We start from the raw sequence: 24,979 nt of genomic DNA, 5'->3' as shown, positions 1-24,979 counted from the left end.
GCTATAAATTCCTTGAGAAAGTTCTTCTAAAACTTGTTGTTTGAAACTTTCACTGTAACGATAAATCCTCTTAATTTTAAGCATAAGTATTCAGTTTATAACTGTCTACTTTTTTCAGGACGGTACAATCATGGAATTTAGAATTGAAGATAAAAAATGAACATTAACTAGAAATAAAATACTAATAACTAATAACTAAAAAAGGTCAACCCTTTCGGATTGACCTTTCTAAAAATAACTAGATTATACTTATTTCTTAGCTACCACTTTCATCACGATTGGCGCTTTCTCTACATGAGAAACTTTACCATCTGTTTTTGCAATGTAAGGAGCAATAACCAATGAAACGATTGACATTAATTTAATCAAAATGTTCATAGATGGACCAGATGTATCTTTGAAAGGGTCACCCACTGTATCACCTGTAACAGCAGCTTTGTGAGGCTCAGAACCTTTCTTGAAGGTAACTCCATCAATTAGAACACCTTTTTCAAATGATTTCTTGGCATTGTCCCAAGCTCCACCTGCATTTGATTGGAAAATACCCATCAACACACCGGAAACAGTTACACCCGCTAATAAACCACCCAAAACTTCTGGTCCCATAATAAATCCTACAATAACTGGAACAGATAAAGCAATAGCACCTGGCAACATCATCTGACGAATAGAAGCTTCAGTAGAAATCGCCACACATTTTTCATATTCTGGCTTAGCCTTGTATTCCATAATTCCTGGAATTTCACGGAACTGACGACGAACCTCATTCACCATTTCCATAGCTGCTTTTCCAACTGCTGATATACACAAGGCAGAGAAAATAAAAGGAATCATACCACCAACAAATAAACCAGCTAAAACATCTGCTTTATAAATGTCAATTTGGGTAATTCCAGAAATACCTACGAAAGCAGCAAAAAGAGCTAATGAAGTTAAAGCCGCAGAAGCAATAGCGAATCCTTTACCAGTAGCAGCTGTTGTATTACCCACTGCATCTAAATTATCTGTACGCTCACGTACTTCAGCTGGTAATTGTGACATCTCAGCAATACCTCCTGCATTATCAGCAATCGGACCAAATGCATCAATCGCTAATTGCATAGCAGTTGTAGCCATCATACCCGCCGCAGCAATAGATACACCGTAAATTCCAGCAAAGAAATAGGAGAAATAAATACCTGCAGCTAATACCAAAATTGGCAATACCGTAGATTCCATACCGACAGCTAAACCACCAATGATGTTCGTCGCATGACCAGTTCCTGATTTCTGAACGATTGAGTCAACTGGGCGTTTTCCCATAGCTGTGTAGTATTCAGTAATGATAGACATTAATGTACCTACCACTAGTCCTACAATAATGGAATAGAAAACATCCATAGCAGTAAAACTAAAGCCACGCAATACCAGAGATTCTGGTAAGATGTTCTTTACTAAGAAATAAGAAGTAATGAACGTAATCACAATCGATAAATAATTACCTGTATTCAAGGCATTCTGAACCGAATCCGTTTCATTTTTAATACGAACAAAGAAAGTAGAAACTAATGAAGCTAATAAGCCAACACCTGCAATTAACATAGGTAATAAAACAGGGGAGAAGCCACCATAATTATCACTTACTTCAATTTCTTGTCCTAATACCATGGTTGCCAAGATAGTAGCCACATAAGATCCGAATAAGTCAGCACCCATACCAGCAACGTCACCTACGTTATCACCTACGTTATCCGCAATGGTAGCCGGATTACGCACATCATCCTCAGGGATTCCAGCTTCTACTTTACCTACTAAATCAGCTCCAACGTCAGCTGCTTTGGTATAAATACCACCACCAACACGAGCAAATAAGGCAATAGACTCCGCTCCTAAAGAAAAACCAGCTAAAACTTCAATAGCTGTTTTCATCTCATTCGAAGTCAAGGCTTGTCCTTGAGCGAAAATCTGATAGAAAGTGATGAATAAACCACCTAATCCTAAGATAGCTAAACCAGCAACTCCCATTCCCATTACTGAACCACCTGTAAATGAAACTGACAATGCTTTAGCTAGAGAAGTTCTAGCAGCTTCTGCAGTACGAACATTGGCTTTGGTTGCAACAATCATACCAATATAACCTGCCGTAGCAGAAAATATGGCACCAATTAAAAAAGCTACTGCAATAAGGGGAGAAGAGTGAAATCCAGGTCCTTCCTGATTTCCTAACCATGCCAATAAAATCGCTGTGGGAATAGCGAAATAGGCTAATATTTTCCATTCTGCTTTCAAAAAGGCGATCGCACCATCGGCGATATAGCCCGAAAGCTCTTTCATTGTGTCATTTCCAGCATCTTGCTTCGATACCCAGCTAAATTTCCAAGCCGTGTACAACAATCCTACTATTCCAAAAGCAGGAACTAAGTAAACAATTGAATCCATAAAGTGTGTTTTAGATTATTCCAAAAAAATTTGTTACAAAAATAAGAATTTTGGCGTAGAAAACAACTAAAAAGGAAATCTAAGCAATAGCTTAAAACGCTCAGGAACCCAATTACCCACTGGATACGCGAGTTCTAAACCCAAAAATTTACCTATGCCCGAAACACCATAAACAAACTCTTGATAAGTCCCAGGTTTGGCCCCTTGTACTATTTGAAGGCGGTTATATACCACATACTCTCGAATTCCATATTGTGTCAAAATATTCCATTGACTCAGCAACAATTTTCGTGGTTCCCATTTCACATGCATCTTAAAATGATTGTCTGTAGTACTGAATGCATAATATGGTAAGGCACGAAAGGATTGCTCATTGGCACTAATAAAATTAGTCTGGTTACCATTAAAGTGCGTGAAATCTAAAAAATTAGTCGCTTTCTGAAGATAGTTTACATAAGTCATTTGCATATTCAATGTACCTAACCTAGCCAAATTAAGGAATTGACTATATTCCAAATTTATCCGTTGAAATTGATCATCACCGGTACCAAAAGAATAAATGACATTAAAACTAGGACCTTCTGCATTATTAATACGTCGGACACCATTGTATCGATTCCATGATGCCTTGGGCTGCCATCGAAACCCAAAGGAACCTGCTACCTGATTTCCTCGATTCGGAATTTGATTTCCCCATGCTTCATTCGCAGGCATATTGGGTTCAAAGTGTTTATCTTGATTTAATAAACCATACCCAACTGAATTTTGTAGAATCTCCCGATTTCGATACTCCACCATCGATAATAGTCGAAGACTTGGCGTAAACTGATATTGGTAATTGATATTCACATAATTCTTTTGAAATAAATTAACATAATTTTCTGATAACAAGAATGCGTATAAAGTATTCAAAAAGGGGGAAATCGGGTTACTTCGATTCATTTGAAATACATTACTTCCTACTTCTGCTTTCAAGTATTGTCGGTTTTCGTCAAAATTACGTTCAACAAAAACATCCCCATTCCAGTAATGACGAGCAAATGCATATCGAATATTGGTTCCTAATGCTAAGTAATTATTTCTACCATATCGATTTCGATAAGTTAAACTTCGGTCAAGATAAAAGCCATCCACTGCATTAAATCCACCTCCAAATGAACTTAGATTTAAACTTTTTCCAATGAAGTTCTTTTCATAATTATAAAATTTACCTGTATACAATTGGCCAAATTGGAATTTAGGCAAGGCATTGATGGAATCTTTCCTTCGTTTATCTGCACCCGCTATCCATAAACTGTCCGCTTCTTTATATCCTACTTTTTCAGACTCCGTTAATGGAACCTGACGCTCTTCTTCCCAAAAGCTTTCTGATTTATTTCTCGACATTGAGTCCACTTCAAATGTATAATCAGAAGTCAACCCGTCCATCTTCGCCAAATTTTCCTTTTTCTCCAGTTTGTCAACTTCCTTTAAAACCTCTTTCAACTTCTTTCTTGTCAACTCTTTACCCAATGCCATTTTGGGATCTTTTACTTTTTCTTTATTAATTTCTTTGGCTAATTCTTTATTCAAGCGTTCTTCAATAATTGCTGGCTTCACTACAAAAGCAGGGTTTACCTTGATTTGATACTGTTTAATTTGAGTGATGTATCGGAAATTGGCTTTGATTCCAAAGGCATCAAAAAAGACCTGAGAATCATATTGAATGGGCATCCAAACTCCTTGAAACAAGGCATTTTGTTGAGTAAAGCCATATGAACCATTGGAATCCTTAAATCTTAATTGAAAAGAATATATACTCCAAGTATCTTCCACCACTTGTACAGTTCCTTCAAATAAGTCATCATAACTAGCTCTGGGCTGTACTTGAATCTTACTGATAGTCATACCATCTTGAGTAAAACTACCCAAATAAGCAAATTTATACAGTTGAAATGCTTGGGGACCAAAAGGCGACCACAAGCCTCCCCATACTTTGGGACGATAAAAATTAGTTTGTGTTACACGTAGGTTCAAACCTTGATTTAGAGCGGAAGGTAAATTATTTCGGTTAGAAATAACCTTTTCTTGTAATCTATTCGGCTTCAGGAAACTAACTTGGTTAATGCCTTCCAACACATAGGTACTTCCCACTTTCACGCCCATTTCTTTTTCAATCTTTTTTCCTCCCAACATCTTCACCAGAGAACTTACCTCAGTCACTTTTCCTGAACCTTTTACATAGGCCTTGGCTTCATAGGCATCCAATTCTTTTAAGTGAAAAGGGGCCATAGCAATCATTCGACGCATAATCCCAATGGCAGGGTCTTCTTTTAATCCTCCCACATTCACTTCAGCTAAAGCCACAGCCTGTTCTTCTAAAACTACATCGACTAATTTATCTGAACTTCCCGATTCCAATTCAATTGTATATGTTTTAGGGCTATGTCCTAAAAAACGAAAGACCACAGTGTGTTTACCTACTCCCGTTTTAATGGAATATTTTCCATCTTCATTGGCCGTTGTTCCTTTGTTTTGATTGGATACCCAAACCGTAGCAAAAGGCATCAATTCACCCTGCTTGTTTCGAATGGTTCCATGAATCTGCTGTGCTTGAAGACAGGATGCAAAAATGAGGAAGACTAATAGAGTGAAAAGTAGTTTTATAGATTTCATAGTAGGGATTTAACACAAAAATAGAACGAGATTTTATAAGTAGATAGATTATATGACGAAGGGTAAAATAAAGTCGTAAGTAGAATTACCAATCATAACGTAAAGGAGATAAATTTGTTTTTCTTTTGATTATGGCTATTACCCACCGACAATTATTTTTGGATCATCTTGCTAAAACATCCGACGCCCCATTGGCTTTGGAAATTGAAAAAGCGGAACATATATATTTATATGATGATAAAGGAAAATCCTACATGGATTTAATATCCGGTATTGCCGTTTCTAATGTTGGTCATCGCCATCCTAAAGTAATTTCCGCCATTAAAAATCAATTAGATGCTTATATGCATTTAATGGTTTACGGAGAATACATTCAAAGCCCTCAGGTTAAACTTGCTGCTGCTCTTATTAAATCAACTCAATCGAGCAGATTGAATCAAGTCTATTTTACCAATTCAGGAACGGAAGCGGTTGAAGGAGCCATGAAACTGGCCAAGCGATATACAGGAAGAACAGAAATCATTTCTTGCTTTCAAGCTTACCATGGGGCAACTCAAGGTGCATTATCATTAGCCGGTGATGAAAATTTCAAAAATAGTTTTAGACCCTTATTACCTGATATTCGCCATATTCGACATGGAAATATGGATGATTTGGCTCTAATAACGCATAAAACAGCTGCCATTGTCATAGAAATTGTAGGAGGGGAGTCGGGAGTAAGATTAGCTTCCAAATCCTATTTTCAAGCATTAGCCAAGCGTTGCCAAGAAACTGGATGCTTATTAATTGTAGACGAAATTCAGACTGGATTTGGGAGAACGGGGACGTTTTGGGCTTTTCAAGCCATGGGTATTGAGCCAGATATTTTACTTTCTGCTAAAGGAATGGGGGGGGGAATGCCCATTGGTGCTTTTATAGCTCCAGAAGAAATCATGCATACCTTGACAGTCAGACCTGTTTTAGGTCACATTACCACTTTTGGTGGCCATCCTGTATCATGTGCAGGATCACTAGCCACCTTAGAAACCATTTTTGAAGAACATTTATTGGATGATGTTGAAAAGAAAAGTCAACTTTTTAAAGACCTTTTAGTTCATCCAAGTATCAAAGAAGTTCGAGGTATAGGTCTTATGCTGGCTGTTGAATTGGATTCCTTCCAAACAGTTAAAGCCGTAATAGATGCTTGTATAGAAAATGGTTTAATCACGGACTGGTTTTTATTTTGTGATTATTCCATCCGCATAGCTCCTCCATTAGTAATTACAGAAGAGGAAATAAAAATAGCCTGTAACATTTTGCTACAGGCTATTGAACAAGTTTCTTCAAAAAACTAAGCGTGCTTCAATAAAGCTTCTGCTAATACAGATTTTGGTAAGTTTCCACCTACTAAACGCTCTTTCATTTCTCCATTTTTGAAAACCATCAAAGTAGGAATAGAACGAATACCCAAAGAAGCAGGTACCGCTGAATTTAAGTCCACATTCATTTTAGCAACAATCGCTTGACCTTCTACTTCTCCTGCCAATTCTTCTACTACGGGTCCAATCATTTTACATGGGCCACACCATTCTGCCCAAAAATCCACTAATACCGGAGTATCAGAACCTATTAACTCTTGAAAATTGGCATCAGTAGCCTCTACGTATTTTCCCATGATTTATATATTATTAAGATTCAAAATTAAACATTTTTATTTTTTCTAATGGATAAACAGGCAAATTAAGATATCAATTTTACCGTAATATTCTCTATTTCAGCCAATTCGTCCATTAATGACTTTTCTATATTCAATTGCATTTTTCGTGACATAAAATCAAGCTGCAATCGTTCTACTTCGTCATATACTTCAATTACCAGCTTTTTGTTTCCCTTATGTCTTTCTAAAGTATTCAATAAATGATCTAACGAAGTTTTGTTTAAACTATGTAAGTTCAAAGAAAGTTTCATTTCCTTCGTTCTTGAGGATAATATTTCCGATAAAAGCTCAATGGATTGAATTTTAAAGGCTTTTTGATCCGAATAAGAGTTTTTATTTTTATAAACTCCTTGAATAAACAGCAATCTGTCTAGCCCAATGAAGCGTTCAAATTCAATATAATCCTTAGCGAAAAGTGCAAATTCAGTAGTTCCAGTAAAATCCTCTAAACTGAAAATCATGAATTGATTCCCATTACCTGAAGTTCTCACATTCATTTTGGTCACAATACCAGCAAATGACTGCACATTTCCACCCTTTAACTCCAACTGAGATACACTAGAATTACAGAAATTATTAATTTCTATACGATACTCATCCAATGGATGTCCGGAAATATATACCCCAACTACTTCTTTTTCATTTTTCAATTGCTCCATCACTGACCAAGGCTCTGCGGATGGCAGCCTAGGTTTGGCTATATCATTTCCCGTTCCAGCCCCTAACTCACCAAATAAGGACTGAGTGGCACTGGCTTTCAATTCCGACATACGAGAAGCATAGCGTACAATCTTTTCGATGAAGGTTGTATTTTCCTGATCCACATGAAAATAATGGGAGCGAGGGATTTCGGTAAAACAATCAAAAGCTCCTGCAAATGCCAAGGACTCTAAACTTTTCTTATTTACCTGACGAACATTGATTCGAGAAACAAAATCAAAAATATCGGTATACTCACCATTTTTCGATCTTTCTTCAACTATGGCATCTACAGCAGCTTCACCCACACCTTTGATAGCACCCAAACCAAAACGAATATGGCCTTTTTTATTAACCGCAAAATACCTTTCAGATTCATTCACATCAGGTACCAATAAAGGTATACCCATGCGTTTACATTCATCCATGAAGAAAGTTATCTTCTCAATATTTCCTAAAGAGTTAGATAATACCGCTGCCATGAACTCTGAAGGGTAGTTGGCCTTCAAGTAACCTGTTTGATAAGCCACTAAACCATAGCACGTTGAGTGCGATTTGTTAAAGGCATATTGAGCAAATGCTTCCCAGTCGGTCCATATTTTCTCCAGACGATCAGCCGGGTGACTATTCGCTTGGCCACCTTCCATGAACTTACCCTTCATTTTGTCGATCGTGGCCTTGTCCTTTTTACCCATGGCCTTTCTCAAAACGTCCGCATCACCTTTGGTGAAATTGGCCAATTTTTGAGAAAGTAACATCACTTGCTCTTGGTATACCGTAATACCATAGGTATCACTTAAATACTCTTCCATTTCTGGTAAATCGTATTCAATCTTTTCTCTACCGTGCTTACGAGCAATATAATTAGGAATATAGACCATAGGACCTGGTCTAAACAAGGCATTCATGGCAATCAAATCAGAAAACTGATCGGGCTTTAAATCCTTAAGGTGCTTTTGCATTCCTGGAGATTCAAACTGGAAAGTACCATTGGTTTCGGCCCTTTGATATAATTCAAAAGTTTTAAGGTCATCCAGAGGTAGACTATCCAAATCAATGGTGATACCGTGGTTTTGCTTAATTAAGCGTATCGCCTCCTTTAAAATGGATAATGTTTTTAAGCCCAAAAAGTCCATTTTAATAACACCTGCATTTTCAATGACCGAACCATCAAATTGGGTAATCAATAAACTGACGTCTTTGGACGTGGCAACAGGTAAAATATCCGTTAAATCATTGGGAGCAATGATAATACCGGCAGCATGAATTCCAGTTCCTCGAACGGAACCTTCCAAAACCAAGGCATTTTCAATAACCCGAGAGGCTAAACCTCCATCGGCTTTAATTTGCCTTAACTGCTTCACTTGTTCTAATTCCTCACTTGATAAATTTTCTTTATCTGCCAAACTGCCATCACCCGTTAATGCTGCGTTGATTACACGTTCTAGGGATATTTTCGGCTTATCTGGTACCAATTTGGCCAATGCATTGGATTCAGAAAGTGGCAAATCCAATACACGTGCTACATCTTTAATGGACATTTTGGCAGCCATTGTACCGTAAGTGGCTATATGAGCTACTTGGTTTCGACCGTATTTCTCAACCACATAGTCAATAACTTTTTGTCGGCCTTCATCGTCAAAGTCCGTATCAATATCGGGTAATGACTTACGATCTGGGTTCAGGAAACGCTCAAAAAGCAAATTATATTTAATGGGGTCAATATTGGTAATACCTAAACAATAGGCTACTACGGAACCTGCTGCAGAACCACGACCTGGACCTACATAAACTCCTAAATCTTTTCCTGCATTAATAAAATCGGCTACAATCAAGAAATAACCCGCAAATCCCATAGTCCGAATGGTATGCAATTCAAATCGCAAACGCTCTTCGATCTCCTGAGTGATGTCCACATAACGCTTTTTAGCGCCTTCCATGGTTAAATGCTCCAAGAAATCATCTTGACTTAGGAAGGTGCTGGGAATTTGGAAATTGGGCAATAATACGTCCTTTTTCAATTCCAAGGTTTCTACTTTGCCCACAATCTCATTGGTATTGTCAATGGCTTCTGGAATATGTGACCACAACTGGGTCATTTCTTCTGTTGTCTTAAAATAAAATTGATCATTATAAAAAGCAAAACGCTTTCCTTTCATGTCAAAATCACCTTCTATATCCTTATAAGTAGGGGTGGACTGCTTTTCCCCCGTGTTGATACACAATAAAATATCATGTGCATTGGCATCTTTTTGATCCAAATAATGGCTATCATTCGAGGCTATTACCTTGACATTGTATTTCTTGGCAAATCGCAATAACACCTCATTCACCGTTTGTTGCTCTGGAATATGATGATTTTGAACCTCGATGTAATAATCCTCACCAAATAAATCCAACCACCATGTAAATTCCTTTTCTGCTTCCGCTTCTCCTGAACGCAAAATGGCTTGAGGAACACTAGCTCCTAAACAACAAGTGGTAGCTATCAAGCCTTTGTGGTATTTCAGAACCAATTCCTTATCTATCCTTGGATATTTGGAATACATGCCTTCCATAAATCCCAAGGAACATAATTTCACTAGGTTTTGATATCCTTCTGGATTTTTAGCAAGAAATAGTTGGTGATACCTTTTATCCTTTTGCTCTTTGGTAAAGCTTTGCTTATGTCGGTCTGTCACTAAATAAAATTCACATCCGACAATAGGTTTAACTCCCTGTTTTCCTGCTTCAGCAACAAATTGAAATACTCCAAACATATTTCCATGGTCCGTAATGGCTACCGCCGGCATATTGTCGGCCTTGGCTTTTTTAAACATGGAAGATATCTTGGACGCACCATCCAAAAGGGAAAACTGAGAGTGATTGTGCAAATGCGAAAACTGCATATATTACTTAATAGAAAAGGGTTCTTTATCAAAAAAAATGGCATTCAAGAAATCTAGATAAGGTTTTAATATCTGTGCATCTTGAATTAGTGTTTCCACAAACGAGGGACTTAACACTTCTGAATCACTATATTTCCTCCAAAAAAACAATTGTTTTTTCTTCAACAATTCAATTTCAGGATGTTCTACTGGATATCCTTTAGGCATTGTTTTTAAAGCATCTCCTACAGGTTCTCCAAATACCTTCAAAAAAGTAGGCGAGTGAATGATACCTTTCAGATGCTTGGCATTATAATCAATTTCTTGTCGAAATAAGGCCAATTGTTCAGGAGTAGGGCTATACATTCCTCCACCCAAAAAGGATTTCCCTCCGGGTTCAATGTGAACATAATAATCCATTAAGCCCGATTTACGACCCCCTTCTGAAAAACTAGCCGAAAACCAAGTTTTATAAGGAGCTTTATCTTTAGCAAAACGTACATCTCGGTAAATTCGATAGGAGCAATGTTTCAATTCCACGCCATCCATGTTTTCAAAATCTGAAAATAGTGTAATGAGCTGGAGTGTAAATTGATCAAAAGCTAACTTTTGTTCTAAGAATCTGTCCTTATTTTCTCCAAACCATTCTCTTGTATTGTTTTCTTTTAAATCCGACAAAAAGGTCAAAAGGGAACTAGGAATGGACATGGGCCTATGAATGAAAAATTATAAACGAATTTAAATAAATTAGTCAATACTTGCCCGCAAACTTTGGGAGTTTCGCGCTATTTTCTTGATTTTTGCAAAACATTAAATTTTTAAGCATGCGCATTCTGACGGGCATTCAGTCATCTGGTCGACCACATTTAGGAAATATATTAGGAGCGATTCTACCAGCGGTTGAACTTTCTAAGAAAACAGGAAATGAATCTTTCCTTTTTATAGCCGATTTACACACACTAACCAGTTTAAAAGATGGTGCTACCATCCGAGCCAATACCTTATCTATTGCGGCTGCTTGGTTAGCTTGTGGATTAGATACCCAACATACCTATTTTTATCGCCAGTCTAAATTGGCACCTTACCATACCGAATTATTGTGGTATTTATCCTGCGTGACACCCTTCCCTATGTTGGCGAACGCGCATAGTTTCAAGGACAAATCCAACAAATTGGCTGATGTGAATGCGGGCTTATTTACTTATCCAGTTTTACAAGCTGCTGATATCTTATTGTATGATGCCAATTTAATACCTGTGGGTAAAGATCAGCGTCAGCATATCGAAATGACCAGGGATATGGCAGGGGTGATTAATCGTTTGGCTCAAAAAGACATTTTCGTCATCCCTGAAGCAGAAATTTCCGAGTATGTCATGACCATTCCAGGCATCGATGGTCAAAAAATGAGTAAATCTTTGAACAATTACATTGATGTGTTTTTACCTGAAAAGGACTTATTGAAACAAATCAAAAAGATTGTAACGGATACCACTCCTTTGGAAGATCCCAAGAATCCAGACGAAGATATTACCTTTAAATTGTATCAATTAATAGCTACTCCAGAACAAGTGGCCCAAATGAAGGCCCATTATTTGCAAGGAGGTTACGGTTATGGACATGCCAAACAAGCATTATATGAAGCTATGTTAGTTTATTTCAGAGAAGCCCGCGAGAAATTCGATTATTATATGGCAAATCCTAAAGAGATAGAAGCCAAATTAGAAGAGGGAGAGGCTCGAGTAAAACCAATTGCCGAGGCTACCATTCAACGAGTACGGGAAATTTTTCAATTTTAATCATGTGGCCACAATGGGATAGTGATGTATTTCAATGGATCAACCAAGCGCATGCGAATGGTCTAGATGAAATCATGGTGCTTTTATCCAACCGTTGGATTTGGATTCCCATGTACCTGTATTTGATTTACCTCCTATACCAACAAAAGAAAAAGCTATTTATAGCATCCATATCCTATTTAATTTTGTGCATCGTTTGGGCTGACCAAATTTCATCTAGCATATTAAAACCCTATTTTCAAAGACTAAGACCTTGCCATGTACCTGAATTCAGTTCTTGGATACATTTACCTGATGGCTGTGGAGGATTATACGGATTTTGTTCATCCCATGCTGCCAATTCATTTGCCTTGGCTATTGGTTTTTATATTTTGACTCAAAACAAAATAGCCAGAAATTTATTACTGGTATGGGCTTTTCTAGTCTCTTACAGTCGCGTTTACCTAGGAGCTCATTATCCTTTAGATGTCTTAACTGGTGCTGCGGTAGGTATTTTGGGAACGTATATATTAAAATACCTGATTTACGACAAGCTGGTCAAAAAGGCATAGGTATCAATTCCATCCGCAAAATCACTTAATCCTGGTTGTTGGCTTTCTCCAAAACCTACTTGATTAACATAGGCAGATTCAGCTCCAACAATGCACTGAATTTTCCCTTCGGAATTTTGAATCCAATTGTGTAATTCCTCTTTTGAAGAATATCTTCTTAAATATACCACACCCACAGGCGAGACTAAATCTTGGCTTTCTTGAATCAATAAATTTCCTAAATCAAAATGGGGTATCTGATTCAGGAGAAATAGGGTTTTGTGGTACTGGTAGTTGTTGGAATACTTAGTATGATCTAATACCCAATGGTACTGAGTTAAAACATCAAAAAGGGGAGTAGGATCATAGGACTCAGGTATTGCAATAGTTGATACGTTTCTACACCCTAATCCGTAATAAGAAAATACATCTTTAGCCAATTCATGAAAATCCTCTTGAGATTCTGAACCATCTACAATAGCAATGGAAGTTCGATTTTTACGAATAATATGAGGGATAGTCGCAAAGTAATGAGCAAAATAAGAACCCGAAAAATCACTTCCTGTGGCAATGACGGCATCCATTCCTTGTAAGCGTTCAATGAGTTGAATAGGTACATCCGCACCAAACTCTTGCATTGCTTGTACATACAGCAACATAATGGACTTATCTTGAGAGCTTAATTTAATACATGCTTTATTTCCACTAGCCAAAGTCATCAATACATCATGAATACCAACAGCCGGAAGATTACCAGCTAAAATTAGGCCTACTTGATGACTTGTTGGAACTTGATGTGGATGTAGAAGGAAAAAATCTTCCCAAGCCTTGACATCAAAAAATTGCTTATGGACAGCCTCCATAGCTTCCCGAATCAGTTGTTCTGAGAACCAAGGATTCTCATTTTTAGCTCTATCTATAAAAAGTTCTATTTTTTCCTTGTTAGATGACTTTGTGAAATAATCCGACAAAAAGGCAATGAGCAGTAAAAATGAATCTTTTTTCATAAATGAAATGGTTCTTAGCAAGCAATGGAATTACAAAGTTCTAAAAATTTTGCAATAGTCTTTTAAAAATATATAGTATTCAAAATTTTGGATGTAAATTGCACAAATTTCTTTCAAAAAGGACGATTAGGGTCTTAAACAAAAGATTATGGCTATTATTATTACTGATGAGTGTATTAACTGTGGGGCTTGCGAACCAGAATGCCCAAATACAGCAATTTATGAAGGCGGAGTAGAATGGACATGGGCTGGAGGTACCGCGTTAACAGAAGTGGAATTAGGAGATGGTACTACTATGGATGCCAAGGCACCTATTGAACCGGTTTCAGAAGAGTTTTATTATATCGTACCAGACAAGTGTACTGAATGTACTGGATTTCACGAAGAACCACAATGTGCAGCTGTTTGTCCAGTGGATTGCTGTGTTCCTGATCCGGATCATGAAGAAGATAAAGAAACCTTATTGGCCAAAAAAGCTTGGTTACATGCTGAATAATTAGCCAACCTTATAGATTTGTATAGAGACCTGCCTTGTGCAGGTCTTTTTTTTGCCTCAGTTTAATCCAAACGGACATTTTACAAATCTGAATATCCAATTTATACTATTCTAAGAATGAACAAATAGAAATTGTCGATTTATGAAAAATAGGTTTTAATTTTAATCTCATTTTTATTCATTTTTGTAATTATTCAAATTTTAGGTTTAATTTTTAACCTCAAATTGTAATATTTTTGAATATTTATCATTTTTAGGTTTATTTTTTATCAATAATTCTTGTTTTGTATTTTTTTTCAAACAATATTTGTCCCGTAGTCAAGCATTTATTTTCCCATTAAAATTTAAAGAATATGAAAAAATCAATCTTTACCCTCTTATTGTCTGGAATTAGCTTTTTGGGATTTTCCCAAGAAAAAGAAGCTGAAAGCTCAAAATTTACATTTTCGGGTTACATCGATTCGTACTATATGTTAAATTTTAACAATCCGACAAATCGCAGCAATCTAGGTGTTGCAGGAAACGAAAGAGCATTTGATCAAAAATCAAATCAATTCTCTTTAGGCTTGGTACAAACAAAATTCGGCTATGCTACAAAAACTTCAGATGTAGTGGTTGATTTAACTTTTGGACCAAACGCTGACCTTGGACAATACGGAAACGTAGTTGGACCTTTAGGAGCAGGAAAAGCATCCACTGCTTTAGCCATCAAACAAGCTTATTTCAACTGGAAGCCTAGCGACAAATGGACATTCACCGTTGGTCAGTTTGGTACACACATTGGATATGAGGTCATTGATGCCCCAGTGAATTACAATTATTCATTATCCAATTTATTCAACAACGGTCCTTTCTACCACATCGGAGCAAAAGCAAACTATGCTTTCTCTTCTAAATCAGCTTTGATGTTAGGTATCGTAAACAACGTTGATAATTTGAATGACAACAACTCTTCTAAAGGCTTCATTGGTCAATTCTTTTTTGCTCCTAAAGAAGGTTGGAATGTATATATCAATGGAATTACTTCCAATGAATCAGCTCCATTAGCTAGTGGAAAAGATGATTCGGGCAGTTACAACTTATTAGACTTAACCACATCATACCAAATTACACCTAAATATTTAATTGGCTTAAACGCTGCATATGGTTCACAAACAGGTGATTTCCAAGGTGGTGGAAGCGTAGGAGATAGCAAAACCTGGGGTGGAGTAGCACTTTACACTAACTATGCGTTCACCGATCACTTTAGCTTAGGCGGCCGTTACGAAGTATTTGACAACACTAGTGGAGCAAGAGCTTTACGTGGCATCAATGCAGCAGGAGAAACGGTTGGTACAGATGTAAGCTCATTTACTTTAACAGCTACATTCACAACAGCAGAAGGACACTTATTGATTAAACCAGAATTAAGAACAGATTCATTCAAAACCGCGCAATTTGTGGATGGTGATGGAAAGTCTCAAAAATCACAAGCCACATTTGGAACAGTCTTTATATACAAATTTTAATTTAACTTAACTATTACGGACATGACAACACAAAAACCAACTTGGATTCCGCTTCTAGTATTACTTGCAGTTGCGGTGCTTGCATTGTTTACCGATCTACCTGGATCAATCCCTACAGAAGGCATTGATACGGGTGACACAGCCTGGCTCATCGTTGCCTCTGGTTTGGTACTCCTAATGACTCCTGGATTAGCTTATTTCTATGGGGGAATGGTAAATCATAAAAATGTGATTTCCACTATGTTGCAATCTTTCATTGCCATGGGTGTAATCAGCGTTATTTGGGTGATTTTTGGATTCAGCTTAGCATTTGGAGATTCCATTGGCGGCTGGATTGGTGACCCAACTACTTTTTTTATGTTCAATAATGTGTTTGACCACAAATTATCATTAGGATCTGCTGATCAAATTAAATTCACGATTCCTTTTGCTCTATTTGCTTTTTTCCAAATGAAGTTTGCTGTAATTACGCCAGCTTTGATTTCTGGAGCTTTAGCAGAAAGAATCAACTTCAAAGCATACGTTTTATTCATGGTGCTTTTCTGCATCTGTGTATATTCTCCTTTGGCTCACTGGACATGGCACCCAGACGGATTCTTATTCAACTTAGGTGTATTAGATTTCGCAGGTGGAACAGTCGTTCACATGTCAGCTGGTTGGGCTGCATTAGCAGGTGCTCTTTACCTTCGTCGTAGAAAGTCACACATCGAGTCTAACATTTTGCCTCCAGCTAACATTCCTTACGTATTATTAGGTACTGCCTTATTATGGTTTGGATGGTTTGGTTTCAATGCTGGTTCCGCTTTAGGTGCAAACTCTTTATCTGTAACTGCATTTGCTACTACGCACATCGCTGCAGCATCTGCCGGTTTATCTTGGATCTTGTTTGATGTAACTCGTGGTAAAAAAGTTTCTGCTTTAGGTTTCTGTATCGGTGCTGTAGTAGGCTTAGTAGCTATCACACCAGCTGCTGGTTTCGTAACCTTGCCTGTAGCCATCTTCATCGGTGTTATTGCGGCCTTGGTTTCTAACATCATCGCACATTGGAGAGCATCTTCCAACTTAGATGATACCTTAGATGTTTTCCCTTGCCATGGTGTAGGTGGAATGATGGGTATGTTAATGACAGGTATTTTCGCTACTAGTGCTGTGAATTCAGCTGTAGCAGGAAACGGTTTATTCTACGGAGAAACTGATTTATTCGTAAAACATATTTTAGCTCTTGCCATCGTATCTGCTTTTGCATTCGGTGTATCTTATATCCTTTTAATTGTAACGGACAAAATCATTCCATTACGTGTTAACGAGGAAGAAGAAAGATTAGGTTTAGACATTTCGCAACACGACGAGTCGATCTCGGAATAGTCTAACTCAAAGACAAAGCCGCAAGTAATGGTTCTTGTGGTTTTGTTTCAATCAAAAAGTCGGAAGCTTATAGTTTCCGGCTTTTTTGTTTTCTATAAACTAAACGAATTGTTCGAATAAGATTTCAGCCCGCATTAAGCCTTCTTCATCCAATGATTTATAGCGAACAGGCTGAATGGTATTTATCAAAAGCGGATCGTAAGGAACACGAACGCGTACGTAATTTTCAGAAAAACCTTCCATAAAACCATCAGTTGAAGCTTCTTCAAAAAGTACTTTACCTTTACGACCCATTTGGGTCTCGTAAAAGGCACGACGTTTTTTATCAGAAAGAATGTGAAGCATTTTGGAACGCTCAGCTTTAACCTTGACATCAATTTTGGGCTGAATATCCACCGCATAGGTATTAGCACGCTCAGAATAAGTAAATATATGCAAATAGGATATATCCAAATCATTCAAGAAATGATAGGTATCTAAAAACATCTCTTCACTTTCTCCAGGATGACCAACAATGACATCCACACCTATACAGGCATCGGGCATCAATGATTTGATTTCGCGAACACGTTCAGCATACAATTCTCTTTGGTATCTACGCTTCATCAATCGCAAAACGGAATTGGATCCTGATTGTAATGGAACATGAAAATGGGGTACAAAATTCTGCGATTCAGCTAAATATTGTAATAATTCGCTATGTAACAAATTAGGCTCAATGGATGAAATACGAAAACGATTCAACTCATTTTGCGAATCCAATGCTTTTACTAAATCAAAAAAGGATTCTACACGTTTACCTTGTTGTATACCAAAATCGCCAATATTTACCCCAGTCAACACGACTTCTTTAACCCCCTTTTCTGCAATTTCTTTCACTAAGCCCAACACATTTTCAATACTACTTGATCTACTTTGTCCTCGGGCCAAAGGAATGGTACAATAGGAGCAAGGGTAATCACAACCATCTTGAACTTTTAAAAAAGTTCGGGTACGGTCATTAACAGAGTAGGAGGCATGGTAATCTAAATCATAGCGAATTTCAGAGGCTATTACTTTAGGAAGTTCGTTTTTCTTTTCAGAAATAAAATAGGGAGAAATTATATCCGCTAATTGGAATTTTTCATTTGCACCTAAAACCAAATCAACTCCAGGAATCTGGACAATTTCGTCGGGTTTCAATTGAGCATAGCAGCCTAATATTACTACGACCGATTCAGGATTGATTTTTTTTGCTTCTTTAACAACTTTCTTACACTTCTTATCAGCCTGATCCGTTACACTACATGTGTTGATCACAAATAAATCAGGACTTTGCTGGAACTCTACCCGTTCAAAACCAATAGGCTCTAAAGAGCGAGCGATGGTACTTGACTCGGCAAAATTCAACTTACAACCTAAGGTATAAAAAGCTAACTTCTTCATGCAGAATAATAAGCTGCAAATTTAAAACAAAAATGGCGGATAAATCCGCCATTTTTAATCTAATATAGTCTAATCAGCCCCCAAAATTAATATTTGGCTGATTTTACTGTTTTAATAATTCTAGAAGCCACTTTGTATGGATCTGCTGCTGAGTTTGGACGACGATCTTCTAACCATCCTTTCCATCCTTTTTCTACCGTAGCGATTGGGATACGAATAGAAGCTCCACGGTCAGATACTCCATAAGAGAACTGGTGGATAGATTGTGTTTCGTGTTTACCTGTTAATCTTAGGTGATTATCAGCACCATAAACTTCAATATGCTCTTTCACTACTGGAGCAAATGCAGAACAGATAGCATCATACGTTCCTTTTTCTCCACAGGTACGTAAAGCTGTATTAGAGAAGTTAGCATGCATACCTGATCCATTCCAATCCAATTCGCCAAGAGGTTTACAGTGCCAGTTAATAGCTACACCATATTTCTCACCTAATCTTTCTAATAAATAACGAGCTACCCAAATTTGATCACCTGCTTCTTTAGCGCCTTTTGCGAAAATTTGGAATTCCCACTGACCAGCAGCAACTTCAGCATTGATACCTTCTACATTCAATCCAGCTTCTAAACAAATGTCTAAATGCTCTTCTACGATATCTCTACCGAATGCGTTCTTGGCTCCAACAGAACAATAGTATGGACCTTGAGGAGCTGGATAACCATTGGATGGGAAACCTAAAGGCTTATTTGTTTCTGGATCCCACAAGAAATATTCTTGCTCAAAACCAAACCAAAAATCATTATCATCATCTTCAATAGTCGCACGACCATTGCTCTCATGTGCTGATCCATCGGAGTTCAACACTTCACACATCACTAAGTAAGCACTTTTTCTAGCAGGATCTGGGCAAATGAACACAGGTTTCAATAGACAGTCAGAAGAACCACCAGGAGCTTGCTCGGTAGATGAGCCATCAAAGCACCACATATCGCAATCTTCTAGTTTGCCACTGAAGTTATTTTCAATCTTTGTTTTAGAACGTAAACTCTGAGTAGGTTTGTAACCGTCAAGCCAAATGTATTCAAGTTTAGATTTTGCCATGATTTTAAACGTGTTTTTATTAAAAATTCATTTTTTGTACCAAATACAATGCAAAAATAAACCTGTTTTTAAGAAAAACAATTTTTAGACATAAAAATTATACAATTTCTTTACTAGTAAACTTGAAAATAAAAAACATGACATTTATTAGAATTAACAAGATATACGGGAAAAAGAGATTAAATTTGTTTCAAGTAACAAGCAAAAATCCTATTTTTACGTTCTTGATAACCAAATTCCAACCATGGCAATAACTAGATTCAAAGCTCTTGAATTAGCTCAAAGTAGAGCTACTGCCGTTGTGAAAATCCCTACTGAAAAAGTTAGTGATTATTACGGCAATATGACATTTAATGATGAGGTAATGCGCTCATTATTATCACCGGAAGCATACCTTAAGATTACAACAGCCATTAACACTGGTTCCAAAATCGACCGTGATGCGGCTGATGAGGTAGCAGCGGCCATGAAATCTTGGGCTATTTCTAAAGGAGCGACTCACTACACGCACTGGTTTCAACCATTAACAGGGACTACGGCTGAAAAACACGATTCGTTTTTTGATATAGATTTAAGTACAGGAAAAGCAGTAGAAAAATTTAAAGGATCTGCTTTAGTACAACAAGAGCCAGATGCTTCTTCATTCCCCAATGGTGGAATTCGTTCTACTTTTGAAGCGCGTGGTTATACAGGTTGGGATCCATCTTCGCCTGCATTCATCATGGAAAATGCTGCTGGAACAGCTACTTTATGTATTCCATCTGTATTTGTTTCTTATACAGGAGAGGCTCTTGACTACAAAACTCCTTTATTAAAATCCATTGAATTAATCGACAAAGCTGCCACTGCGGTAGTTAAAGAGTATTTTAATCGTGATGTAACGAAGGTAGTTCCAACGGTAGGTATTGAGCAAGAATACTTCTTAGTTGATGAGGCTCTTTACAATGCTCGTCCAGATTTAATGATGGCGGGAAGAACCGTTTTTGGTCATGCACCTGCTAAAGGTCAGCAATTGGAAGATCATTATTTTGGATCTATTCCTACTCGTGTGAATGCATTCATGGTTGACTTTGAAATTGAAGCTTTAAAATTAGGAATGCCAGTTCGCACACGTCACAATGAGGTGGCACCAGCGCAATTTGAGGTAGCTCCAACCTTTGAAGAAGCCAATTTAGCTTGTGATCACAATGCACTTTTGATGGATTTGATGTCGAAAGTAGCGGTAAAACATAAATTAAAAGTATTGTTCCATGAAAAACCATTTGCTGGTATCAATGGATCAGGTAAACATAATAACTGGGCTTTAGGTACGGATACAGGTGTCAACTTATTGGGACCATCTTCTAAACCAAAAGAAAACCTTCGTTTCTTGACTTTCTTTGTGAACGTTGTGAAAGCAGTACATGATAATGCCGACTTATTACGTGCATCCATTGCTTCCTCAGGCAACGAACACCGCTTGGGCGCGAATGAGGCTCCTCCTGCGATTGTATCTGTTTTCTTAGGATCGACCATGAACAATGTTTTGGACGATTTAGAGAACATGAAGGATATCGAGGAATTCCAATTGGAAAAAGGTGATAATGTATACCTAAAATTGGGTATCAACAAAATCCCTTCTTTGATTTTGGATAATACGGATCGTAATAGAACCTCACCATTTGCTTTCACAGGTAACAAATTTGAATTCCGTGCTGTGGGTTCTTCTGCTAATTCAGCAGCGCCAATGACTATTTTGAATACCATTGTAGCGAATCAATTAATCTTATTCCGCAAAGAAGTAGACGCTGTCTTAGAAAAAGGAGTGAAGAAAGAATTGGCTATCATGGATGTGTTAAAGCGTTATGCCAAAGAATCTAAGAAAATCCGTTTTGAAGGAAATGGATATTCAGATGAATGGGTTGAAGAGGCAGCTAAGCGTGGTTTATCCAATATGAAAACTACTCCTGAAGCTTTATTGGTATACACTCGCCCAGAATCTATTGAGTTATTCACTAAATATGGCATTTATTCGAAAGAGGAAATGCATGCTCGTTACGAGATCGAATTGGAAAACTACATCAAGAAAATCCAAATCGAATCACGCGTATTGGGTGATATGGCAATAAATCATATTGTTTCTACTTCATTGAAATACCAAACTCAATTGGTAGAAAACGTGAAGGGACAGAAAGAAATAGGTATTGATCCTCAATATTTTGCACCGACAGTTGAAATGATTAAAAAAATCTCTGAATACACGTCGAAAATCGTATTGTTACAAAATGATATGACAGAAGCGAGAAAAGAGGCAAACAATGTGGAAAATATCGAAGAAAGAGCGTTCTTGTATGGCTCTAAAGTCAAAGGATATTTCGAAGATATTCGCTATGCAGTGGATAAACTGGAATTAATCATCGACGACGATGAGTGGCCATTGCCAAAGTACAGAGAATTATTAATGATCAAATAGTTTGTCACCTTATGACGCAAATTAGCAATCCCGGATTTTCTCCCGAGGAAATCAAACGTTTGAAGGAGCTTTGTGCCACTGAAAAACGCAACTTTATTTTGATCGAAGACGAAGATCTTCCGGTAAGCAATGATAGAGAAATGGTCCACATACAGTTTGTGGGCCATTTTGAGCAGAAAGAGGTTGTCTATGACGCCATTCTTTGCACGCTACAATTACACTATTCCAGCTTGTTATATGAAGCAGCGGAAAGAGAAGCTATCCAGCATTTTCCGCTATATGTTCCTATTGAAAACAGGGACGAAACTTATCAAGCAAATGATTCATTGGATGAAGAAGTGGAAATGATGGTATTAGAAATCATCGAAGAAATGGAAGAAAATGATGAAATCAAGGTGAGTGAATATGTAGAAGTAGATAAAGACTTTGATTTTGGTATCGGTTTAGAGGCAGCTTTGTATGTTCCAGCATTAACCGATGAGGTGATTGAGGAATTCATTCATGACTTTAATGCTGATGCTTTACAATTAGATACATCTTTATATTCCTTTAAATCTGAAGAAGAGTAAGCATGAGTATTCCGGTTTTTTATGAGCCAAATCCAATTGCTAGCCCTTTTTTAAGCGAAGAAGAATCCATTCATGCCCATCGGGTCCTCCGTTTAAAAACGGGAGACCCGATTTTTATTTTAAATGGAAAAGGTCAAAAATTTGAAGCCAAGGTAGATCAATCTACCAGTAAAAAGACTTCATTTCATCATCTAAAAGAAATAGAAAGTTCCGAAATGCCTCCTTATGCTATTCATCTTTGGATAGCACCCACCAAACAGATGGAGCGTATGGAATGGATGGTCGAAAAATGTGCAGAATTTGGAATTCAATCCATTGGGTTTTTCCATTCACGCTATTCTGAAAGAAAGGAAATTAAGACGCAACGTTTAGAAAAAATAGTCATTTCGGCTTTAAAACAATCGAAAAACCTGTTTTTACCAAGTATTTACCCCATCATTTCCTTCAAAGATTTATTAAAACAAATTAGTCCCAAAGAACAAGAACAAAGACTATTTGCCTATATATCTGAGCCTCCAAGTCTGAGTTTAAATAAAAGCCTACAACTGAATCAAAGCTACCATATTTTGATTGGTCCAGAAGGAGATTTTTCAAAAGAAGAAAGTGAAATATTACTTTCAAACGATTGGACTCCCTTTGGTTTGGGGAAAGCTATTTTAAGAACCGAAACAGCAGGTTTAGCTGCCACGCATGCCATTCATCTTTTACATGAGAGTTAGGGCGCTATTTTTCCTATTTTTTATAGTCAGTCAACATCTTTTGGCTCAAAATCCTTTGGTTAAAATTGCGAAAGTAAAGTACAAAGGGGGAGGAGATTGGTATGCCAATAAGACTTCTTTGCCTAATCTCATTCAATTTGCGAACCAACAAAAGAAAATGGGTATTGATCCAAGTCCTGAAACCGTGGAATTAACTAGTCCCATGCTTTGGAATTACCCATTCATACATTTAACAGGGCATGGTAATGTGCTTTTCGACAAAGAAGAACAAAAAAACTTAAGGCAATATTTATTAGGAGGTGGATTTCTCCACATTGATGATAATTATGGTTTAGATAAATCCATACGTAGAGAAATGGCGAAAGTTTTTCCTGAATTAAGTTTTGTGGAATTACCCTTCAATCATCCTATTTATTCACAAGCTTATCCCTTTCCCAAAGGATTACCTAAAGTACATGAGCATGATGGTAAAGCTCCTCAAGGTTTTGGATTAATTTATCAAGGCCGACTTATCTGTTTTTATTCCTATGAATGTGATTTAGGAAATGGCTGGGAAGATGAAAGTATTTACCATGATCCTGCTGAAAAAAGAGAGGCGGCACTTAAAATGGGGGTCAATATCCTTCAATATGCCTTCCTACACCCATAACTGATAAAAATCATAAAAGTATATTGGAATACTAGAGATTCTTAACGTTTTCATGGCTAAATTTGTAGCCATATCTTATTATTACTTTTATGCAATTAGTACTTCCAGCTTTTATTATTCATTGGTACGTATCTTTATTTAGTCAAACTTTCTTTCTACACCGTTATTCGGCACATAAAATGTTCTTAATGAACAAGTTTTGGGAGAAATTTTTCTATTTTCTAACTTATTTATCTCAAGGTTCATCCTTTTTAAGTCCAAGAGCTTACGCCATATTACACAGAATGCACCATGCATTCTCTGATACGCCGAAGGATCCACATTCTCCGATGTTTTCCAGCAATGTCTTCACCATGATGTGGAAGACAAAGAACATATATAATGCTGTTTTAAACCGTTCTCAAAAAGTAGAGGAACGTTTTGAGCATGATTATCCCGTTTCTAAAACCATAGAAAAAATTGGTGATTCTTGGGTGTCTAGAATTGGTTGGGGTGTAGCTTATGCTTCATTCTACATCGTCGCCTACAAATATTTCGATATGCACTGGGCATTCTTCTTTTTGTTACCCGTACACTTTTTAATGGGACCTGTTCATGGTGCTATTGTAAACTGGTCAGGGCACAAGTATGGATATCAAAATTATGACAATCATGATCATTCAAAGAACTCCCTTGTGGTGGATGTATTGATGATGGGAGAGTTATTTCAAAACAATCACCATAAATTACCGAATCGTGTCAATTTTGCCACTAAATGGTTTGAAATTGATCCAACCTATCCAATGGTTAAACTATTAACTTGGTTACGCATTATTCGTCCAAATGTCAAGGACCCGAATTCTAAGTTTTAATTTCACAACACAAAAAAGCCCTGAATAAATTCAGGGCTTTTTTGTTAACATTGTCTCGTCCTGAAATAAGTTGACACCTAATCGACTTATTATGAAAAAAGATCCACGTACTTATCAGAAGCGCAGTCAGCGTGATTATAGTTTAGCTTTTAAGTTGCAGGTTGTGCAGCAAGTAGA

Annotated in this window: 19 protein-coding genes; 11 read left to right on the top strand and 8 right to left on the bottom strand. The window is 37.3% G+C overall.

Going from position 1 to position 24,979, the window contains the following annotated elements:
• Positions 1-249: 249 nt before the first annotated feature.
• The gene (locus tag G9H60_RS12955) at positions 250-2,418 is read right to left on the bottom strand and encodes a sodium-translocating pyrophosphatase (RefSeq protein WP_223144472.1); all 2,169 of its coding nucleotides are present in this window, start codon (positions 2,416-2,418) and stop codon (positions 250-252) included.
• A gap of 66 nt (positions 2,419-2,484) precedes the next feature.
• Positions 2,485-5,073, bottom strand: coding sequence for a DUF5686 and carboxypeptidase regulatory-like domain-containing protein (locus tag G9H60_RS12950; protein WP_223144471.1), 2,589 nt, complete (start codon positions 5,071-5,073; stop codon positions 2,485-2,487).
• A 131-nt stretch (positions 5,074-5,204) separates the two neighbouring features.
• On the opposite strand from G9H60_RS12950, the gene G9H60_RS12945 reads away from it, so the two are divergent.
• On the top strand, positions 5,205-6,407 hold the full coding sequence (locus G9H60_RS12945; protein ID WP_223144470.1) for an aspartate aminotransferase family protein: 1,203 nt from the start codon (positions 5,205-5,207) through the stop codon (positions 6,405-6,407).
• On the opposite strand, the gene trxA is transcribed toward G9H60_RS12945, so the two are convergent.
• The 3 genes from trxA to G9H60_RS12930 all read right to left on the bottom strand — a co-directional run bounded on the left by trxA (position 6,404) and on the right by G9H60_RS12930 (position 11,043).
• Positions 6,404-6,727: a thioredoxin gene (gene trxA / locus G9H60_RS12940; protein ID WP_109323049.1), complete on the bottom strand. Its 324-nt coding sequence runs from the start codon at positions 6,725-6,727 to the stop codon at positions 6,404-6,406. The two genes, G9H60_RS12945 and trxA, sit on opposite strands and share 4 nt — an antisense overlap.
• A gap of 65 nt (positions 6,728-6,792) precedes the next feature.
• Complete coding sequence (gene dnaE / locus G9H60_RS12935) at positions 6,793-10,356, bottom strand: DNA polymerase III subunit alpha (RefSeq protein ID WP_223144469.1); 3,564 nt, start codon at positions 10,354-10,356, stop codon at positions 6,793-6,795.
• 3 nt (positions 10,357-10,359) lie between these two features.
• Positions 10,360-11,043, bottom strand: coding sequence for a DUF2461 domain-containing protein (locus tag G9H60_RS12930; RefSeq protein WP_262900047.1), 684 nt, complete (start codon positions 11,041-11,043; stop codon positions 10,360-10,362).
• Positions 11,044-11,159: 116 nt separating this feature from the next.
• On the opposite strand from G9H60_RS12930, the gene trpS reads away from it, so the two are divergent.
• Entirely contained in the window at positions 11,160-12,131 is a 972-nt protein-coding gene (trpS, locus tag G9H60_RS12925) for a tryptophan--tRNA ligase (protein ID WP_223144468.1), read from the top strand.
• Positions 12,132-12,133: 2 nt separating this feature from the next.
• Positions 12,134-12,682, top strand: coding sequence for a phosphatase PAP2 family protein (locus G9H60_RS12920; RefSeq protein ID WP_223144467.1), 549 nt, complete (start codon positions 12,134-12,136; stop codon positions 12,680-12,682).
• Here the strand turns inward: G9H60_RS12920 and G9H60_RS12915 are convergent.
• Positions 12,655-13,668 (bottom strand): acyl-CoA reductase, encoded by a 1,014-nt coding sequence (locus G9H60_RS12915; RefSeq protein ID WP_223144466.1) that lies wholly within the window; start codon positions 13,666-13,668, stop codon positions 12,655-12,657. The genes G9H60_RS12920 and G9H60_RS12915 overlap by 28 nt on opposite strands.
• A gap of 148 nt (positions 13,669-13,816) precedes the next feature.
• Here G9H60_RS12915 and G9H60_RS12910 point away from each other — a divergent pair, with 148 nt between their 5' ends.
• The 3 genes from G9H60_RS12910 (at position 13,817) to G9H60_RS12900 (ending at position 17,037) form a co-directional block, all read left to right on the top strand.
• Entirely contained in the window at positions 13,817-14,164 is a 348-nt protein-coding gene (locus tag G9H60_RS12910; RefSeq protein WP_223144465.1) for a 4Fe-4S dicluster domain-containing protein, read from the top strand.
• A gap of 353 nt (positions 14,165-14,517) precedes the next feature.
• Complete coding sequence (locus G9H60_RS12905; protein WP_223144464.1) at positions 14,518-15,672, top strand: porin; 1,155 nt, start codon at positions 14,518-14,520, stop codon at positions 15,670-15,672.
• Between the two features lie 21 nt (positions 15,673-15,693).
• Complete coding sequence (locus G9H60_RS12900) at positions 15,694-17,037, top strand: ammonium transporter (RefSeq protein ID WP_262900046.1); 1,344 nt, start codon at positions 15,694-15,696, stop codon at positions 17,035-17,037.
• Positions 17,038-17,136: 99 nt separating this feature from the next.
• On the opposite strand, the gene mtaB is transcribed toward G9H60_RS12900, so the two are convergent.
• Positions 17,137-18,462 (bottom strand): tRNA (N(6)-L-threonylcarbamoyladenosine(37)-C(2))-methylthiotransferase MtaB, encoded by a 1,326-nt coding sequence (mtaB, locus tag G9H60_RS12895; RefSeq protein WP_223144463.1) that lies wholly within the window; start codon positions 18,460-18,462, stop codon positions 17,137-17,139.
• A gap of 86 nt (positions 18,463-18,548) precedes the next feature.
• Positions 18,549-19,562, bottom strand: coding sequence for a glutamine synthetase beta-grasp domain-containing protein (locus tag G9H60_RS12890; protein ID WP_223144462.1), 1,014 nt, complete (start codon positions 19,560-19,562; stop codon positions 18,549-18,551).
• Positions 19,563-19,806: 244 nt separating this feature from the next.
• On the opposite strand from G9H60_RS12890, the gene G9H60_RS12885 reads away from it, so the two are divergent.
• The 5 genes from G9H60_RS12885 to G9H60_RS12865 all read left to right on the top strand — a co-directional run bounded on the left by G9H60_RS12885 (position 19,807) and on the right by G9H60_RS12865 (position 24,802).
• Positions 19,807-22,014: a glutamine synthetase III family protein gene (locus G9H60_RS12885; RefSeq protein WP_223144461.1), complete on the top strand. Its 2,208-nt coding sequence runs from the start codon at positions 19,807-19,809 to the stop codon at positions 22,012-22,014.
• Between the two features lie 11 nt (positions 22,015-22,025).
• Positions 22,026-22,583, top strand: coding sequence for a hypothetical protein (locus G9H60_RS12880; protein ID WP_223144460.1), 558 nt, complete (start codon positions 22,026-22,028; stop codon positions 22,581-22,583).
• Between the two features lie 2 nt (positions 22,584-22,585).
• A complete protein-coding gene (locus tag G9H60_RS12875) occupies positions 22,586-23,302 on the top strand; it encodes an RsmE family RNA methyltransferase (RefSeq protein WP_223144459.1) in 717 nt (238 codons plus the stop codon).
• Complete coding sequence (locus G9H60_RS12870) at positions 23,274-23,951, top strand: DUF4159 domain-containing protein (RefSeq protein ID WP_223144458.1); 678 nt, start codon at positions 23,274-23,276, stop codon at positions 23,949-23,951. Before G9H60_RS12875 ends, G9H60_RS12870 begins: the two co-directional genes overlap by 29 nt.
• Before the next feature lie 89 nt (positions 23,952-24,040).
• Positions 24,041-24,802 (top strand): acyl-CoA desaturase, encoded by a 762-nt coding sequence (locus G9H60_RS12865; protein WP_223144457.1) that lies wholly within the window; start codon positions 24,041-24,043, stop codon positions 24,800-24,802.
• Positions 24,803-24,979: the final 177 nt, after the last annotated feature.

Source organism: Aquirufa aurantiipilula (genome assembly GCF_019923745.1).
GTDB classification, from domain to species: Bacteria; Bacteroidota; Bacteroidia; order Cytophagales; family Spirosomataceae; genus Aquirufa; species Aquirufa aurantiipilula.
Note: the sequence above shows the minus strand (reverse complement) of the source record. Positions and strands in the feature narration are given on the sequence as shown.

What these genes read in the sequence shown, in the direction of transcription:
- G9H60_RS12870 (WP_223144458.1), top strand. Translation starts at nt 23,274, where the DNA reads ATGCCATTCATCTTTTACATGAGAGTTAGGGCGCTATTTTTCCTATTT.
- G9H60_RS12885 (WP_223144461.1), top strand. Translation starts at nt 19,807, where the DNA reads ATGGCAATAACTAGATTCAAAGCTCTTGAATTAGCTCAAAGTAGAGCT.
- G9H60_RS12915 (WP_223144466.1), bottom strand. Translation starts at nt 13,668, where the DNA reads ATGAAAAAAGATTCATTTTTACTGCTCATTGCCTTTTTGTCGGATTAT.
- trxA (WP_109323049.1), bottom strand. Translation starts at nt 6,727, where the DNA reads ATGGGAAAATACGTAGAGGCTACTGATGCCAATTTTCAAGAGTTAATA.
- G9H60_RS12905 (WP_223144464.1), top strand. Translation starts at nt 14,518, where the DNA reads ATGAAAAAATCAATCTTTACCCTCTTATTGTCTGGAATTAGCTTTTTG.
- G9H60_RS12865 (WP_223144457.1), top strand. Translation starts at nt 24,041, where the DNA reads ATGCAATTAGTACTTCCAGCTTTTATTATTCATTGGTACGTATCTTTA.
- G9H60_RS12890 (WP_223144462.1), bottom strand. Translation starts at nt 19,562, where the DNA reads ATGGCAAAATCTAAACTTGAATACATTTGGCTTGACGGTTACAAACCT.
- G9H60_RS12930 (WP_262900047.1), bottom strand. Translation starts at nt 11,043, where the DNA reads ATGTCCATTCCTAGTTCCCTTTTGACCTTTTTGTCGGATTTAAAAGAA.
- trpS (WP_223144468.1), top strand. Translation starts at nt 11,160, where the DNA reads ATGCGCATTCTGACGGGCATTCAGTCATCTGGTCGACCACATTTAGGA.
- G9H60_RS12910 (WP_223144465.1), top strand. Translation starts at nt 13,817, where the DNA reads ATGGCTATTATTATTACTGATGAGTGTATTAACTGTGGGGCTTGCGAA.
- G9H60_RS12950 (WP_223144471.1), bottom strand. Translation starts at nt 5,073, where the DNA reads ATGAAATCTATAAAACTACTTTTCACTCTATTAGTCTTCCTCATTTTT.
- G9H60_RS12920 (WP_223144467.1), top strand. Translation starts at nt 12,134, where the DNA reads ATGTGGCCACAATGGGATAGTGATGTATTTCAATGGATCAACCAAGCG.
- dnaE (WP_223144469.1), bottom strand. Translation starts at nt 10,356, where the DNA reads ATGCAGTTTTCGCATTTGCACAATCACTCTCAGTTTTCCCTTTTGGAT.
- G9H60_RS12875 (WP_223144459.1), top strand. Translation starts at nt 22,586, where the DNA reads ATGAGTATTCCGGTTTTTTATGAGCCAAATCCAATTGCTAGCCCTTTT.
- G9H60_RS12945 (WP_223144470.1), top strand. Translation starts at nt 5,205, where the DNA reads ATGGCTATTACCCACCGACAATTATTTTTGGATCATCTTGCTAAAACA.
- G9H60_RS12955 (WP_223144472.1), bottom strand. Translation starts at nt 2,418, where the DNA reads ATGGATTCAATTGTTTACTTAGTTCCTGCTTTTGGAATAGTAGGATTG.
- G9H60_RS12880 (WP_223144460.1), top strand. Translation starts at nt 22,026, where the DNA reads ATGACGCAAATTAGCAATCCCGGATTTTCTCCCGAGGAAATCAAACGT.
- mtaB (WP_223144463.1), bottom strand. Translation starts at nt 18,462, where the DNA reads ATGAAGAAGTTAGCTTTTTATACCTTAGGTTGTAAGTTGAATTTTGCC.
- G9H60_RS12900 (WP_262900046.1), top strand. Translation starts at nt 15,694, where the DNA reads ATGACAACACAAAAACCAACTTGGATTCCGCTTCTAGTATTACTTGCA.